The sequence below is a fragment of the Aeromonas sp. EERV15 genome, assembly GCF_900079845.1.
Taxonomy (GTDB): domain Bacteria; phylum Pseudomonadota; class Gammaproteobacteria; order Enterobacterales; family Aeromonadaceae; genus Aeromonas; species Aeromonas sobria.
On record NZ_FKKY02000001.1, the window covers coordinates 368,879 to 382,123 of the forward strand.

Genomic DNA, 13,245 nt, shown 5'->3' on the forward strand with positions numbered 1-13,245 from the left:
AACTTTACCTTTCAGATAAAACCATCACAGTGAGGAATGAGATGATCTCCAATAAACTCGAACGCTCGAGCATGCTGATCGAATGGCTGCTGCTGCTGGCACTGCTGGCGACCCCTTTGATCACCTTGCTGGAGGTGTGGACCCCCTTCGGTGGCGCCGATTTTCTGCAGGAGAAGCTCAACACCATCTTGAGCCGCCCCGGCATCAATCCTGCCGACTATCCCCTTCACTTCTCCACCCGGCTGCTCGGCACCCTGGTGCAGCTGTTGCCGGATCTGGTCTTTATGATGATGCTCTGGCAACTGCGTCAGCTGTTTCGCGGCTACCGCGCCGGTCTGCTCTTCACCTTCGAGCAGATCCGCCGCTATCGGCAGATCGGACTGCTGCTCTGTACAACCTTCCTGGTCGAATTGATCCTGACCCCCTTGCTGGATATGGTGCTCACCATGAGAGGCCCGGAAGTACTCGGTACCATAGCGCTGAGTACCTCCGATTTCCGGGTACTGCTGGCGGGACTGATCGTACTGGCGCTGGCACTGGTCATGCGCGAGGCCAAACTGCTGGCCGATGAACAGCAACTGACGGTGTGAGGATCCTATGCCCATTATCATCCGACTCGATGCCCTCCTGGCCGAGCGCAAAATGACCGCCCGCGAGCTGGCCCAGCGCATCGACATCACCGAGGCCAACCTCTCGATCCTCAAAAATGGCCACGCCAAGGCGGTGCGCTTCTCCACTCTGGAGGCCATCTGCCGTGAACTCAATTGCCAGCCCGGCGATCTGCTGGGCTACGAGCAGGAGCGCTAACCCTCTTATGAGTCGTCATATCACCCTGTTTGCCCTGTGGCTGCTGCCGCTGTGGGCCTGCGCTGGCAATGACGCGAACGGCCCCCGCTACCATATCGAGCAGGGCGCCAGCGCCAATGTGCTGCAAGTGCGCCTCACCATGCAGGGCAAGCCCCCTTTTACCCTGCTCCCCGCCCGCCAGTTGCCGGGCAGTGCCGCGCCGGTTTCCCCCGCGCTGATCTGCCTTGCAGACAACCAGCCGGTTGCCCTCAACCAGCCCTTCTCTTGCAAAGAGATCGGCTGGCAGATCACGCTCACACCGGCTCCGACAGTGGGTGCTGATGCCTCGGCCCAACAGTCGCTTCTGTTCGCACCCAATCAGTGGCTATTGACCGAGTGGGGTAACTTTGTGCGCCAGATGGGGAGTCGCCAAGGAAAGGTTTGTCTGCCGGATGGCAGCTGCCAACCACTGCCGGATGTCAACCAGCCGCCGCTGATCCTGCCGTTTGGTCTGGACACAGTGCCCGTCACCAAGCCGGATCCGCGGCTGGTGCTGAGCCATGACGAGACCGCCAACCAGTTCGATCTGCCGGCCTTGCAGCAGCAACTGAATGAGATCATCGACTATCTGGCCTTCCAGCTCGATGTGGATCCGCCCACTCACCCGTGGCAACTGGTGTGGCTGGGGCGGGATGTGGCGACCCGCTCCCTTGGCGGCGCAGCCGGAGATCAGGTGTTTGTCGCCAACTACCCCACCGAGGCTGGCAAGCCGACGCCACAGGCCCCCTTGCGCCTGCTGCGCACCTCGGCCCACGAGGCGGTGCATATCCTCAGCGCTCGCCGTACTGCTCCACAGCCCACCTGGGTCAACGAGAGCCTCGCCGAATACCTTGCCATCAAAGCGCTGCGCCGCTTTCGGCTGCATCAGGTCACAGCGGTCAACGAGCTGGCCGAGCGGGGCAAACTGCTACCCCATAGCGAGAGCGGCCTCTATCGGGCGGCTCGCGAGGTGCTGGCGGGCGATCACTCCTACTACCCGCTCTTTTACGTCAAGGGGAGCGCCTTCTGGGAAGCGCTGGAGCGGGAGCTGCAGCACAATGACGTGACGCTGGCGCAACTGCTGCCCCAACTGGGCTGGCTGCCGGATGGCCGCTTTGATGCTGCATCCAATGAGCTGCTTGCCGGCACCATCGGCTCGGATACCTGGCGCCGTCTCAGCCGCCTCTATCTTGGCGAGCAGCAGTAACGCCGCAAACTGCAACAACGAAAAAGGGAGAGCCGTGGCTCTCCCTTTTGTTAGGTGATGATTCAAATAGACAAATATCAGGCTGGAGCACTCTCCTGCGCAGACGGCGCAAAGGGGTGCAGCCGCAGGAAGAACACCGGCAAGACCACCAGCACCATCAGGAAGAAGATGCCGCCGCCGAGAGGCTCGAACAGCACGCCGCAAAGTGCCATCAGGGCCGCCACCGTCATGCCGAGGCCAAGGGCCGCATAGAGCGCCTGGGTCGGGATCAACTGTTCGGCCGGTAGCTGGCGGGTCATGAAGCGCACAGCCCCCAGATGGCTCATGCCAAAGGTGACCGAGTGGAGCAGTTGCCCCAGCACCAGTACCCACAACTCGGTCGAGGCCCCCAGCAATACCCAGCGCACCACACAACCGATGGCACCGGCGATAAAGAGGCTCTGGGCGCCAAAGCGCTGCAAGAACCGCTTGTCAGCGGCGAACATGCAGATCTCCGCTACCACCCCGAGCGCCCAGAGATAGCCGATGATGGTGCCGCTATACCCTTGCGCCTTCCAGTAGATGGCGCTGAAACCGTAATAGGCGGCGTGGCTCCCCTGCAGCAGAGCGGTCAGCAGCAGGAAACGGCGCACCGGCGCGCTGCGCAGGGTTGCCAGCAGGGAGGCTTTGGCCCGCTCGCCCTGACTATCCTGTGGTGCGGGATAGAGCGGCAACCAGCTGAGCAGCAGCATCAGCACCAGCCCCGCCACCATGGTGTGCAAAATCCAGTCACTACCGAAGTTGCCCACCAGCGCCCCCACCAGGGTAGAGGCGACGATAAAGGCAAAGGAACCGCATAGCCGCACCTTGCCGTAATCGAGGTGAGCCTGCACCACCATGCGGGTCGCCAGCGCCTCCCCCACCGGCATCAGGGTCGGATAGATAAAATTCGCCAGCAGGGTCAAGCCCACCAGCCACCAGAGGTTATGACTGAGATAGAAGCCGAGAAACGCCAGCAGACTGAGCAGGGAGAGCAACCGGGTAACCGGCAGCAGATGGCCCGCCCCCTTGATCTGCCCCATCACCATCAGGTTGCCGGCAAAGCGGATCGCCATCCCCGCCCCCAGCAGGAGACCAATCATCTCGGCGCTGACGCCCACCCCCTCCAGCCAGAGCGACCAGAATGGCAAGTAAGCACCGTAGACAAAATAGAATGCGCCGAAAAAGAGCGCTAACCAAGAGAACGCGGGCATAGATCCTCTGCAACCGGATGACGGGAGCAGAATGATAACCCATCCGCCCCCACAGATCCCGATGGAAACCCCGCTAAGAAAACGAAAAAACTTCAACAAAATTGAACTATTACCGAAGGTACAGGGTCTACTTGGTAACACCTCCTCCTGGTTAGTGTTGCAATCCTTCCACCCGCCCATGGCGGGTTTCTTTTTTTAGGCAAACATCTGCTCTGCTCCATCGTCACAACATGGCGGCGACAAAAAAGGGGCCGAAGCCCCTTTGATCATCTGCGTCTGTTGTTTGCTCTTTAGAATACGTATTTGACCCGTGCACTCAGGTTGCGGCCCGGTTCGGTCATCATGCTGTTATCGGAGCCCTCGGCACGACCGGCGATGCGCTCGTAGCTGGTGTACTCCTTGTCAAACAGGTTGAAGACCCCGACGTTGAGCTGCAGGTCGGTCATCGGGTTGAACTGGGCGTACATATCCACCACACCCCAACCGGCGCTCTTCACGTAATCCTTGCCTTTGCTGTCTTTACGGACTTTGTCCATGTCGTCAGCAAAGCGCAGGGCTGTGTTGAAGTTCCATTGGGCCTGTTCCAGACGCACACCGACGGAGCCGTTCAGCGGGCTCAGGCTGTTGATGTAGTTGCCATCCCCATCCTTGCCTTCGATGTAGGCGAGGTTGCCCCAGACATTGACGATGTCGTTGAGCCAGTAATCCGCCTTGGCTTCGACCCCTTTGGTAGTCGCCTTGCTCAGGTTCTGGTACTGGTAGACGGCGGTGCGCCCCTCTTTGCCCACTTCCACCATCTCGATGAAATCTTCGAACTTGTTGTAGAAGCTGGCTACTTCATAGCTGAAGCCGTTGCTGCTGCCACGCACGCCGAGATCGATGCCGTCGCTGCTCTCCGGATTGAGGTTCGGGTTGGGCTCTATGCGATAGCCGTACGCCTGATGGTTCAGGGTGGAGAAGGCGCTGTCATACATGGGAGCCTTGAAGCCGTGGCTGTACTGGGCGAACAGGTTGGCCGCCTCGTGGGCTTTGAACACCAGACCCAGCTTTGGTGACAACTCCCCTTCGGAGAACTTGTGCAGCTTGTCGCCTGTGTAGGCCGGATCCTTGTCCGGAGTCATCCGGTAGTAGTCATAACGGGCACCCGGGGTCAGCACCCAGCGCTCGCCAAACTTGATCTCGTCAAAGGCCCACAGGGCGCTGCGCTCGCTGGTGGTAGCCGGGAAACTCAGCTCGTTGTAGCCGACAAAATCACCGGGGGTCGTCGGCCCCTTGTAACGGGTACGTTCGTTGTCGGTGTGCTCGTATTCAGCCCCCCAGGCCAGGCGATGGTTGGCGACCGCCTTGTGGAACTGCAGCTGGGCGCCGATGTTCTTCTGATCGAACACGTTGTGATCCAGCGAGTTTTTGGTCACATAGGGGTTGCCGGGGCTGACCGGATACTTGGATGAGGCGTACTGATCCAGCGTCTGCTTGGTGCGGGCGAAGTAAACCTTGCTATCCATCCGATCGGCCCAGCCTTGATTGAGCGCGATGCCGTGATCCAGCACCACTGAGAGGTTGTCGGTCTGCTTGTCGGTGATGGGCTGATCAAAGACACGGGCAGTACCGGTACCGACCTTGTTGAGCTTGACCGCATCCGGCTCCTCGCCATCGGTCAGGTAGTCAACGGTCAGCTTGAGGAACTGCTCATCGGAGAGGTTCCACTTGCTCTTGAGCAGCAAGGCTTGGGTACCGATATCGAAGTCGTTCTTGGTGGAGTCGAAATTCTGGGTCACACCGCCATCGCGCCAGGTGTAGCGCAGCAGGTTCTCCACTTCACCAGTGCGCAGGGCGCCGGTAAAGCCCGCCATCTTCTGGTGGCTGCTGGAGGCGTAACCGCTGGTCACGTCCAGATAACTATCCTTGCCCTTGAGGAAATCGCTGGCATCCTTGGTGGTGATGGCAATCACGCCACCCAGCGCATCGGAGCCGTAGGCGGCAGAAGCGGGCCCCTTTGCCACTTCTACCTGCTTGATCATGTCGGTATCGAAGTAGCTCTGGCCAACACCGCCCTTGCTGTAAGCATCGTTCTGGCGCACACCGTCGCGCACCACCTTGACCCGGTTTTCCCCCATGCCGCGGATGATGAAGGTCTGCGCATCACCCTGACCGCCGAGCACGGTCACACCGGGTTCGTAGCGGAACAGGTCGGCGACGTTGGTGACGACCTGCTCTTCAATCTGCTTGGCGGTGATCACCGAGATGGGGCCGGAGACATCTTCCAGTTTTTGCTCCATCCGTGAGCCGCTGACGACCACGACTTCATCCGCCTTCTGGGTGGCAGCAAAGACCTGGGAGGAGAGACCGGCCGCCACGGCGAGGGCAACCAGAGAGAGTGCGTTATGATGGGTCACAGCGAATCCTTATTGAGAACTGTTATCAAACAGGCCGCATCTTACTTACCCCTCGCCAAAGATCAATAAAAAGAATCATTATCATTTAAAAAATGAAAGGTTGGTTTTAAACTGCCTGCCATTGCGATTCCAAACCTGTTTTCTGCCCAGCGATGCTGCGCATCCGGGCCTATCTGCCGTGAGATCCCATGATGAAACGACTTCCCCTGCTCGCCCTGCCGTTGCTGCTGGCAGCCTGTGCCACCCCCACCCAGCCGACCGTGTCATCACAACTACAGACGCTCTATGACTATCGGCTGAGCAGCGCGGGAGACGCTGACCTGACGCTGGAGCAGGCGATCGCTCGCATTGCCGACGCCGACATCATTCTGGTGGGCGAGCTGCACACCCATCCCGCCGTACACCTGTTGCAGTCCCAATTGCTGAGTGGGCTCTACACCGCCGATCAGCAGCACGGGCGGCCATTGGCCCTCTCCATGGAGCAGTTCAGCCGCGCCGATCAGGGCACGCTGGATGCCTATCTCGCCAACAAGATTGGCGAAGCGGCATTGATCCGTGAAGGCAACGCCTGGCCCAACTACCCCAGCGACTACCGCCCGCTGGTGGAATTTGCCAAGGCACACCGGATGCCGGTGATCGCCGCCAACGCCCCCAAGCCACTGGTGAGCTGTGTCGGTCAGGAGGGGCCTGAGTGGCTCGACAAGCTGCCGGTCACTCGCCGCAGCCAGCTGGCCCGCCAACTGACCCTGGGTGATGACCCCTATCGCCAGAAGTTCATGGCTTCGATGCATCACGGCGATGCCGACAGCAACGCCCGCCGCTTCGCCGCCCAGACCAGTTGGGACGACACCATGGCCGAGAGCATGGTGGATTACCTCGCCATGCACCCGGGCCAGCAGATCATGCACATTGCAGGCAACTTCCATGTCGAAGGGGGGCTTGGACTGGCCAGTCGCATCGCCAGTCGCAATCCGTCACTCAAAGTCGCGCTGGTGGTTCCCCGGATAGATGAGACCTCTGTTGCAGATCGCGCAACCGATGTGCGGGTTAGCCTGATGCCGCTGCCACAGCGCTGGCAAAGCGATGCGGAAATGAAGCAAGATATGAGTGCGCTGCATCAATCCCGCAGTCGTGACTGTAGCCAGTGGCTACAACCCTAATTTTCCAGGATACGGCGGGTAAAATATGGATGTATTACTGATCATCGATGTGCAGCAAGGGGTCATGAAAGCGACCAACTACCAGCAACAGCAAGTGCTGGCCAATATCAACCGGACTGCGGCCCATGTCAGACAGCAACAGGGACGCGTCATCTATATCCAACATGACTCGCCACCCGGCACCGAACTGGAGCCCGGCACGCCGGGTTGGCAGCTCCATTCTGAACTGCAACCCGCCAAGGGAGATAGCCGGGTGCGCAAGACGGCGAGCGACAGCTTCCTCGATACCGAGCTAGCCTTCCTGCTAGCCGAGCAGCCGGTCGATCGGCTCATTATCTGTGGCTGTGCCACCGATTTTTGTGTCGATACCACGGTACGCAGTGCTGCTACCCATGGCTTCGAGGTGCTGGTATTGAGCGATGGCCACTCCACCGCCGATCGCCCGCACCTGAGCGCCGCCCTGATTGTCGAGCATCATCACTGGATGTGGCGCCACCTCAGCCTGCCGGAGGGACGACGTGTGACCCTGCTCACCACCGACGAGCTGCTGGCAGTCACTCCTGCCCTGCAGCCATGTTAATCTACTAATCTTGCTGCATTTTTCACTGGAGTCTGTCGTGCGTTTGTTGCCCGCTAGCCTGTTGTTGCTGTTTCCGCTGCTCAATGGTTGCAGCAACCTGCCGGGGCAAGCCTATGATGGCCCCGAACCACTGTTTCTGACTCACATCAACGAGGAGGGAAGCAAGCGGTTTACCTTCGAAGCCGCGCCCAACGATACTTTGCCGCGCGGCCTATCTGCGGTCCAGAGCCAGCGATTGCTGGAACAACGGGAGGCGCTACAAGAGAACTTGCTGACCGAGACCCTGGCGAGCAAACAATATTGCCGGGAAGGGTACATAGTGCTGAGCCAGAGCTCATGGAAAGTTCGGGGCGAGTGCAACGAGACGGCAATTGATGCGGATCGCCGCACCTTTCCCAACAAGGCCTCCTGGCAAGATTGAGCAAGCCAGACGACGAGATAGCGCAATAAAAACGGGCAGCCAAGTGGCTGCCCGTTTTGTTATGGCTGCTGTCGTGATCGACAGGATATCGTCAGACCGGTGCATCGGCCGGACTGGTAAGCTCGGCACCGGTGTCGATGCGCTTGTGCCCTTCCACCAGATGGACGAAATCCACCAGCTCGTCACCGGAGACCGCGAACGCCTGTCCGAAGCCCTTGACGAACAGCCCCTGCTCCGGCTTGAGGCGGAACAGTTTGAAATCCTTGAGGTTGGAGAGACCCTTGATGATCTCGCCAAAACGCCCTTCCAGTGCTGCCACCGCCTTGCTCCAGCGGTCGTCGTCACGGGCCACTACTTCGGCCACCGCATCGAAGGTCAAGCGCTTGCGGGCAAACAGCTCACGGGCACCGCTCTCATCCTCGATCAGCATCAGGGATACCCGGGGCACCTGTTGCAGGTTGCGGGCGTGGCGGGCGATCTCGGAGATCAGCACATAGTAGCCATCTTCCTGCAGCACGAAGGGAGCGTAACTGGCGTTGGGATTGCCTTCGCCATCGACGGTGGCGAGCTGCAGGGTACGGCAGCTGTCGCGAAACTCACGGATCTCCGGTTGCAGACGGTTCTGCAGACGTTCCTGACGTTCACTCATGCTTTGACTTCCTCTTGAGACTGTTGGCGCAGGGCCATAAAACGGGTGACCTGATCGGCCAGCAGCTGACGTTTCTCGTCACGACCCAGATAGACCTTGAAGATGCAGCGACCAGAGTGACCGAAGAACTGGAAGGAGTGCCCCTCCTTGCCCATGAACAATTTGCTGACCAGCGCAATCCCCGCCACGTTGTCGAGCTTGAGGTGGCCATGCAGCTCGCCGTCACGGCCCATCAGGTTGTAGTAGCCGCGCGCATCCTTGCCTTTCGGGAAGGGGGCTTTTACCTCGAAGATGGAACCATCAGATTCAACGATGGTGGTGACATGACCCCAATCGGCCAGATCTTCCAGCAGCGGTTGGGCTCGCTCGGCAGGCAGCAGGGTCACCAGCTCGGCGGGCAGATGGCGAACCACCTCCCATTCGCTGATGGCAAGCTGGGCCGCCAGGGTGGACGGATGAGCGCCGGGATCCTGCTCCAGCAGCGCGTGAATGCGTTGTGCAATGCTCATGTTTTCTCCCTCGACGAGACACCTTTGTCCCGCTCTTTATCATGGTCGCTACTCTAATAAAGCACTGACACCAATGCAATTGATAATTGCTATCATTATCAGTGCAATTTATTCAAAGCCTTGATATTCTCCGCGGCACACCCGTTACATTCACCCTTTTCGGAGGTTAGCATGGGCCGTCGTTTTGCCCTCGCCATCACCCTGCTCTGCAGTTCACTGCACCCCTTCTCTGCCGTTGCCGCCGACGGAGAGAAAGAGCGTATCGTCAGTATCGGCCCCGCCACCACAGAACTCATTCTGGCCCTTGGTGGTGAATCGAGCCTAATCGCCACCGACGTCAGCAGCCCCTTACCAAAAGGATTGCCCAAGGTGGGCTATCACCGGGCCCTCGCCGCCGAAGGGATCCTGAGTCTCTCCCCCACCCGACTGGTAGGCAGCGACGAGATGGGCCCGGCCCCGACCCTGGATCAGCTGCGCCGCGCCGGGGTCGAGGTTGAAGTGCTGGATACCGCGCCGACCATCGCCAACCTCAACCAGCGTATCGACACCCTCTCCAGCCTGCTGGGCGACAAAGCGGCTGGCGATCGTCTGAAGGCGAAGATCCAGGCCCAGACCGATCAGCTGGCGGCGCAAGCCAAACAGAACAAGCCGCTCAAGGTCGCCTTCCTGCTGCTGCACAAAGGGCAACCCACCAGCATCGCCGGGGGTGACACCACTGCCAGCGCGCTGGTCTCGCTGGCAGGGGGCATCAATCCGGCCGCCGAATTGCGCAACTACAAACCGGTATCCGCCGAATCCCTCATCGAGATGCAGCCCGATCTGGTGCTGGTCAGCGGTCGTGACTGGCAGCAATATGCCGATCCGGCCAAGGTGCTGGCAGAGGTGCCCGCACTTGCCGCCACCCCGGCTGGCAAGCGCAACGCCATTCACGCCATCGACGGTCACGCCCTGCAAGGGGGCCTGAGCCTCAACTCCCTGCAACAGGCGAACCAGATCGCCCAGTGGATCAAACAGGGGTCATGATGCGCTTGCCCCTCTCCTGGCTGCTGGCCTTCACCACGGCCGCACTGGCGCTATTGCTGCTCGGTTCGCTGGCAACCGGCCCCATGACGCTCACCCTGGGCGAGAGTCTGCGGGCGCTGTTTGCCGGGCAGGAGAGCGGGATTGAGGCGCACAAACTGCTGATCGTGCAAGGGATCCGTCTGCCCAGAACCCTGCTTTGCATCGCGGTGGGGGGCATTCTCGGGCTCTGTGGCGCCGTGATGCAGGGGCTGTTTCGCAACCCCCTGGCCGACCCCGGCATCATAGGTGTCTCCGGCGGTGCCGCACTGGGGGCAGCGCTTGCCATAGTGCTGCTGGCCCCTCTTGCACCACAATATGGCCAACAGTTGCAAGCCACCATCGGGGTTGGCCTGCTGCCGCTGCTCGCCTTTCTCGGCGGCGCGCTCACCACCACCCTGGTCTATCTGCTCGGCACCCGCGAGGGGGGCACCTCGGTCACCGTCATGCTGCTGGCCGGGGTCGCCATCACGGCGCTCTCCGGCGCGGTGATCGGCCTGCTCACCTATCTGGCGGACGATCAGATGCTGCGCAACCTGAGCCTGTGGCAAATGGGAACGCTGGCGGCAGGCAAACCGGCCGATGTGGCGCTGGCCCTGCTCACCCTGGCGGCGCTGCTGTGGCTCTTTATGCGCGATGCCAATCCCCTCAACGCCCTGCTACTGGGTGAAGGGGAAGCCCGTCATCTGGGGGTCAATGTGCAGTCCCTCAAGCGCCGCCTCATTCTGCTCACCGCAGCAGGCGTCGGGGTGGCGGTGGCGGTATCGGGGATGATCGGTTTCGTCGGACTGGTAGTGCCCCATCTGGTGCGCCTGCTGGCAGGCCCCAACCATGTCCGGTTGCTGCCGCTCTCGGCCCTGCTTGGCGCCGCCCTGCTGCTGGCGGCCGACATGCTGGCACGCACCCTGCTGGCCCCGGCCGAACTGCCAGTGGGCATTATCACCGCCTTGATCGGCGCCCCCTTCTTTATCTGGCTGCTGGTAACCGGCCGCCGCGCCCTTTGATACGGACTGTTATGCAACCACTCTCATCCTCACTCTCCTCCCCCCTGTTGACCTGCTCCCGGCTCAGCCTGCGCCGTGGCCAGCGCCAGATCCTGGATGGGCTCGATCTCAGCCTTGAGAGCGGCACCCTCACCGCCCTGCTTGGCCCCAATGGGGCAGGCAAGAGCTCGCTGCTCAAGTGCCTGACCGGCGAGCTGGAATATGAGGGCACCATCACCCTGTTTGGCGAAAATCGCCAGCAGTGGAGCGGCAAGCAGCTGGCCCACCGGCTCGGGGTATTGCCGCAGAGCTCGTCCCTCAACTTCCCCTTCCTCTGCGAAGAGGTGGTGGCCATGGGGCGCTTGCCTCACAGTGAACCGGCAACCCGGCGTGACGAGATCGTGGCGGCAGCCATGACCCATGCCGGGGTCGAGCATCTGGCCAAACGGCTCTATCCGGGACTCTCCGGCGGCGAGCGGCAGCGGGTGCAGTTTGCCCGGGTGCTGGCGCAGATCTGGCAGGCCCCCTCCCCAACCGATCAGGCCGAGCAACCCCGCTTGCTGCTGCTCGACGAGCCCACCTCGGCACTGGATCTGAAATACCAGCATCAGCTGCTCACCATGGCGCGCGCCCTGGCCAGCCGCAATACTGCTGTGCTGGTGGTGCTGCACGACCTCAATCTGGCGGCGCGCTATGCCGATCGGCTGGTGATGCTGGAGCGGGGCAAGCTGATGGCCGACGGCACACCTGCCGAGGTACTGACCCCTGAGCTTATCGCACGCTTATATGATTACCCGGCCCAGGTGATCCACCACCCCGAGAGCGGCCTGCCGATGGTGGTGTAGTCATTCTTTCTGATGCGAGATGCTCGCTCGGGCCACCGCGACCCTATAATGGCAGCCTGTTAACCGACGCAGGTGTCACCATGATTCGCTTTGCCACGTTTAATGTCGCTTTTGACCGCACTGCCGCCGGTATGCTGACCGGTGAGCTGGCACTGACCCGTACCGCGCAGGATGCGCTGCTGGCCCGCCTCGCCGAAGGGAGCCTGAGTGGCCCAGAAGAAACCAAAGCCAAGAATGTGCAGCAGATCCGCAATGTCGCTGAGATCATCCAGCGCACTCGGCCAGATGTGTTCCTGCTCAACGAATTCGACAACGATGGCAAAGGCGAGAGCACCGCCGATCTGAAAGCCTTCAACGACAACTATCTGGCTCACGCCCAGCACGCAGAGGTGACGGCCATCAGCTATCCGGTGATGCAGAACTTCGCCACCAACACCGGCCTGATGAGCGGTTATGACCTCAATCTGGATGGCAAGGTCAACAGCGGCCCCGACGATGCCTGGGGCTTTGGCAACTACCACGGCCAGTACGCCTTTGCGGTGATGTCCAAATATCCGATTGATACCAAGCAGATCCGTACCTTCCAGAAGTTCAAGTGGAAGGATATGCCGGGCGAGCAGAACCCCATCATCGATGACTGCAATAACCCCAAGGCCAAGATCCCTGCCAGCCGCCAGTGTGGCGATGCCTGGTATGACGATGCGGCCTGGCAGCAGTTCCCGCTCTCCTCCAAGAACCACGCCGATGTGCCGGTGCTGATCAAAACCGACAAGGGTGAAGAGGTTATTCACTTCCTGATCTCCCACCCAACCCCCCCGATCTTCGGCAATGCGGCACGCCACAACGTCAAGCACAACCGCGCCGAAATCGCCTTCTGGAACGACTACGTCAAGGGTCTTGGCTACATGACCGATGACAAGGGCACCAAAGGTGGACTGACCAAAAACGCCAAGTTCGTTATCGCTGGCGATCTCAACGCCGACCCGCAAACCGGCGACGGCGATCTGACCGCCATCCAGGCGCTGCAGGATAACGCCCTGATGAACCAGGCCGTCACCAATGGCACCTTGATCCCGGTGAGCGAAGGGGGTCCCGAGTGCCTGGCCACTCAGCCGCAACTCTGTTCACGTAATAACAATCGCCCTAACCCGGAGCGGATCACCAGCAGCAGCGGCTTGCAGCTGGATCACGTGATCCCCTCCGCCAACCTCAATGCGGTCAAGAGTGGCATCTTCTGGCCTGCCAGCTTCGAGGCCGGTTATCACCTGGTCTATGATGCGAAACTAGGCATCGCCAAGGGGGTCAGCTCGGATCACCGTCTGGTCTGGGTCGATTTCAAACTCGATTGAGCCATGCGCTGACTGCCAATTCGGGGGCCT

At 60.7% G+C, this 13,245-nt stretch carries 14 protein-coding genes; 10 read left to right on the plus strand and 4 right to left on the minus strand.

What is annotated here, in order from left to right; translation table 11 throughout:
• Positions 1-41 precede the first annotated feature (41 nt).
• The 3 genes from BN4575_RS01680 to BN4575_RS01690 are packed head-to-tail and all read left to right on the plus strand — an operon-like array spanning position 42 to position 2,032.
• The gene (locus tag BN4575_RS01680) at positions 42-590 is read left to right on the plus strand and encodes a DUF2975 domain-containing protein (protein ID WP_068976869.1); all 549 of its coding nucleotides are present in this window, start codon (positions 42-44) and stop codon (positions 588-590) included.
• Positions 591-597: 7 nt separating this feature from the next.
• A complete protein-coding gene (locus BN4575_RS01685; protein ID WP_005348179.1) occupies positions 598-807 on the plus strand; it encodes a helix-turn-helix domain-containing protein in 210 nt (69 codons plus the stop codon).
• 7 nt (positions 808-814) lie between these two features.
• Positions 815-2,032 carry a hypothetical protein gene (locus BN4575_RS01690; RefSeq protein ID WP_068976870.1) on the plus strand — a complete coding sequence of 406 codons (1,218 nt, stop codon included), beginning with the start codon at positions 815-817 and terminating at the stop codon, positions 2,030-2,032.
• Positions 2,033-2,109: 77 nt separating this feature from the next.
• On the opposite strand, the gene BN4575_RS01695 is transcribed toward BN4575_RS01690, so the two are convergent.
• Together BN4575_RS01695 and BN4575_RS01700 are read right to left on the minus strand one after the other, a co-directional pair.
• Positions 2,110-3,264 carry a 3-phenylpropionate MFS transporter gene (locus BN4575_RS01695; RefSeq protein WP_068976871.1) on the minus strand — a complete coding sequence of 385 codons (1,155 nt, stop codon included), beginning with the start codon at positions 3,262-3,264 and terminating at the stop codon, positions 2,110-2,112.
• Positions 3,265-3,554: 290 nt separating this feature from the next.
• A complete protein-coding gene (locus tag BN4575_RS01700; RefSeq protein ID WP_068976872.1) occupies positions 3,555-5,660 on the minus strand; it encodes a TonB-dependent hemoglobin/transferrin/lactoferrin family receptor in 2,106 nt (701 codons plus the stop codon).
• Between the two features lie 188 nt (positions 5,661-5,848).
• Here BN4575_RS01700 and BN4575_RS01705 point away from each other — a divergent pair, with 188 nt between their 5' ends.
• The 3 genes from BN4575_RS01705 to BN4575_RS01715 are packed head-to-tail and all read left to right on the plus strand — an operon-like array spanning position 5,849 to position 7,821.
• A complete protein-coding gene (locus BN4575_RS01705) occupies positions 5,849-6,820 on the plus strand; it encodes a ChaN family lipoprotein (protein WP_068976873.1) in 972 nt (323 codons plus the stop codon).
• A 25-nt stretch (positions 6,821-6,845) separates the two neighbouring features.
• The gene (locus BN4575_RS01710; RefSeq protein WP_068976874.1) at positions 6,846-7,400 is read left to right on the plus strand and encodes a cysteine hydrolase family protein; all 555 of its coding nucleotides are present in this window, start codon (positions 6,846-6,848) and stop codon (positions 7,398-7,400) included.
• A gap of 37 nt (positions 7,401-7,437) precedes the next feature.
• Complete coding sequence (locus BN4575_RS01715) at positions 7,438-7,821, plus strand: hypothetical protein (RefSeq protein WP_068976875.1); 384 nt, start codon at positions 7,438-7,440, stop codon at positions 7,819-7,821.
• A gap of 91 nt (positions 7,822-7,912) precedes the next feature.
• On the opposite strand, the gene hutZ is transcribed toward BN4575_RS01715, so the two are convergent.
• Both hutZ and hutX read right to left on the minus strand, forming a co-directional pair.
• Positions 7,913-8,470 carry a heme utilization protein HutZ gene (gene hutZ, locus BN4575_RS01720; protein WP_068976876.1) on the minus strand — a complete coding sequence of 186 codons (558 nt, stop codon included), beginning with the start codon at positions 8,468-8,470 and terminating at the stop codon, positions 7,913-7,915.
• Positions 8,467-8,979, minus strand: a complete 513-nt coding sequence (gene hutX, locus BN4575_RS01725) for a heme utilization cystosolic carrier protein HutX (RefSeq protein ID WP_068976877.1) — start codon at positions 8,977-8,979, stop codon at positions 8,467-8,469. Before hutX ends, hutZ begins: the two co-directional genes overlap by 4 nt.
• Before the next feature lie 171 nt (positions 8,980-9,150).
• Between hutX and BN4575_RS01730 the strand changes: the two genes are divergently transcribed.
• The 4 genes from BN4575_RS01730 (at position 9,151) to BN4575_RS01745 (ending at position 13,215) form a co-directional block, all read left to right on the plus strand.
• Positions 9,151-10,002 carry a heme/hemin ABC transporter substrate-binding protein gene (locus BN4575_RS01730; protein ID WP_068976878.1) on the plus strand — a complete coding sequence of 284 codons (852 nt, stop codon included), beginning with the start codon at positions 9,151-9,153 and terminating at the stop codon, positions 10,000-10,002.
• The gene (locus tag BN4575_RS01735) at positions 9,999-11,042 is read left to right on the plus strand and encodes a FecCD family ABC transporter permease (RefSeq protein WP_068976879.1); all 1,044 of its coding nucleotides are present in this window, start codon (positions 9,999-10,001) and stop codon (positions 11,040-11,042) included. Before BN4575_RS01730 ends, BN4575_RS01735 begins: the two co-directional genes overlap by 4 nt.
• Positions 11,043-11,053: 11 nt before the next feature.
• Complete coding sequence (locus BN4575_RS01740) at positions 11,054-11,866, plus strand: heme ABC transporter ATP-binding protein (RefSeq protein ID WP_068976880.1); 813 nt, start codon at positions 11,054-11,056, stop codon at positions 11,864-11,866.
• An 80-nt stretch (positions 11,867-11,946) separates the two neighbouring features.
• Positions 11,947-13,215 (plus strand): endonuclease/exonuclease/phosphatase family protein, encoded by a 1,269-nt coding sequence (locus BN4575_RS01745; RefSeq protein ID WP_068976881.1) that lies wholly within the window; start codon positions 11,947-11,949, stop codon positions 13,213-13,215.
• Positions 13,216-13,245 lie beyond the last annotated feature (30 nt).